The 1815-nt window shown below is 72.5% G+C and carries 1 protein-coding gene and 1 pseudogene; both read right to left on the bottom strand.

Going from position 1 to position 1815, the window contains the following annotated elements; all coding sequences use genetic code 11:
* A pseudogene (locus HY68_RS43780) lies at positions 1 to 653 on the bottom strand (hypothetical protein); the annotation flags it as partial.
* A 20-nt stretch (positions 654 to 673) separates the two neighbouring features.
* On the bottom strand, positions 674 to 1815 hold a 1142-nt coding region (locus HY68_RS16015; RefSeq protein ID WP_041989272.1), incomplete at its 5' end, for a peptidoglycan-binding protein.

Genomic DNA, 1815 nt, shown 5'->3' with positions numbered 1-1815 from the left:
TCGCCGGTGCCCTGCCGCTGCCCGGCGACGGCCCGCGCCTCGTCCCTGAACAGCAGGTGCACCGGGATCTCGTGGGTGCTCTCGCCGACGATGAGCGGGCTCCAGCGGGTGGTACGCCCGTCGGCGGCGCGGGTGTCGTTGACCCGGCTCTCGCTGACCGGCACGACGTGCACCGGGGCGTCACCGAAGGGGAGTTCAGCCACCGGCGCTTCGTCGACGACGGCCTCGATCACCGCGGTGTCGCTCAGCACCAGCTCACGCGGGGCCGGCTCGGTCAGCACCGGCTCGCTCACCGCGGGCTCACCGACCACCGGCTCACTCACGACCGGCTCGCCCGTCACCGGCTCGCCCGACACCAGTTCGCGCACCACCGGCTCGCTCACCGGCGGACGCTCCTCGGCGGGCGCCTCGGCCACCACGGGCTCCGGAGTCGGCGTCTCGCTCTGCTGGTCCGGTACGAACGGTTCGGCGACCGGCGCGGCGACCGGAGCAGCGGGCACGTCCGCCTCGGCCGCCGGCTCCCCGGCCACCGGGGCCGCGGCCGTCGCCTGTGTCACGTCCGTCACGTCCGTCGCGTCCGTCACGTCCGGCCCGGTGCCGAGCGGCATCGCGCCGAGCGGCTCGCTCCCGTCACCGCTCGGGCGCGAGGTCATCGTTGTCATCCTTGCCTCCGTCATGCGAAGAGTCGTCGCCAGGTCTCGGCCCCGGGGTAGCCGTCCGCCGAGCTGCCGCCCCAGCCCTGGGCGCGTTGGAACGCCTGGACATTGCGCCGGTCCGCCTCACCCCAGCGCTGGGTCGGTCCGGAGACGTAGTACTTGCCGAAGCCCTTCTTCACGAGCTGCTTGCCGAGCTGCTCGACGTACTTGTTGGACTGTCCGGGCCGGAAGTAGCGCGCACCGGGGAACGCCGGCGCCTTCGTACCGGCCGAACCGGCCTTGCCGCCTGCGGCGCCCTTGCCGCCCGCGCTCGTTCCCGTACCGCCCGCCGCGCTCTTGCCGGGGCTGCCGCCCGCGCCGGCGGGCGCGATGTCCTTGCCAAGGTGGCCGACCAGATACCGCCAGGTGTCGATGCCCGGCAGCCCGTCCGCCTCCCCGCCGCGCCAGCCCTGGGCGAGCTGGAACGCCTTCGTCGCGTTCTTGTCCGCCGTGCTCCAGCGCGGCCCGGGGCCCGTCTTGTAGTAGCGCTTGGCGCCGCGGTCGATCAGCATCTTGCCGAGCTGGGTGACGTACTTGTTGTCGGCGCCTGGCCCGAAGGACTTCGCGCCGGGGAAGGGCGTTCCCTTCGTACTGCTCGCCGCGCCCGCGTTCCCCTCGGCCAGCCCCTTGTACCGGTAGGGCACGTAGCGGTCGGAGTTGCTCCAGTACGCCATCGGGGTCGGCTGCACCCGGGTGTACGGCGTGGTCTGCTCGTACGCCATGTAGGTCGAGTGCGTGTAGTCGGTCCAGCCACCGAAGATCGTGACGTGCGAGCCCTTGCTCGGGTCGGCCGGGTTGTGGAAGAGCAGCATGTCGCCGGGCTCCAGGTCCGCCCGCGCGATCTTCACCCCGAACTTCGCGAGGCTGCCCGTCCACTCGTTGCCCGTCAGGTTCCAGGCCATCGAGACGAAGCCCGAGCAGTCCTGCCGGTATCCGTCGGACCAGAACTTGTTCATGCTGTACGGCACCTTCGCGCTCACCCACCGCTTGGCGCGGTTGATGATCTCGGCGCGGGTGCTCTTGCGCAGCGTGCCCGGCTGGCCCGCGCCGGGGCCCGAGGTCGGCGGGCCGTGCAGCGGACCGCTGTCGCCCTGCGGGGTCGAGGGATCAGGCTCGGCGG

This window comes from Streptomyces sp. AcH 505 (assembly GCF_000818175.1).
Taxonomy (GTDB): domain Bacteria; phylum Actinomycetota; class Actinomycetes; order Streptomycetales; family Streptomycetaceae; genus Streptomyces.
The sequence above is the reverse complement of the archived record's forward strand: the minus strand, read 5'-3'. Positions and strand labels throughout refer to the sequence as shown.